This is a genomic window from Mesorhizobium sp. M7A.F.Ca.MR.148.00.0.0, from assembly GCF_003997735.1.
Lineage (GTDB): Bacteria > Pseudomonadota > Alphaproteobacteria > Rhizobiales > Rhizobiaceae > Mesorhizobium.
Genome location: NZ_RZTB01000517.1, coordinates 1 through 294, shown reverse-complemented (window position 1 = coordinate 294; position 294 = coordinate 1). Strand labels below are relative to the sequence as shown.

Here is a 294-nt window from a genome sequence, read left to right as displayed (position 1 = left end):
CTATGTGCGCGACGTCCTCGCCGCCAACGGGCTTTCGGTCCTGTCACTGGAGCCAACCGTGATCCGGCAGGATCGTGGGGAACACGTCAGCGGGTTGGTCGTTGTGGCCAGGGCTCCGAACTCAGCTTGGCAAAAGAGCTGACGACAGCCGGTTCGGCGGTGTCGGCAGCTTTTTTCCGGGCAGCGTGATAGGAATTTTTTCTTGACACCATGACCTCAGCTATGGTACATTTTTGCCCATGGTGCTGATTTGCGCCAGTGACCCGCCGCACAGGCGGGTTTTTCATTTGATGC

At 58.2% G+C, this 294-nt stretch carries 1 pseudogene; it reads left to right on the top strand.

The window, feature by feature from the left end:
- Positions 1-142, top strand: a pseudogene (locus EOB49_RS38470) (SAM-dependent methyltransferase); the annotation flags it as partial.
- Positions 143-294: the final 152 nt, after the last annotated feature.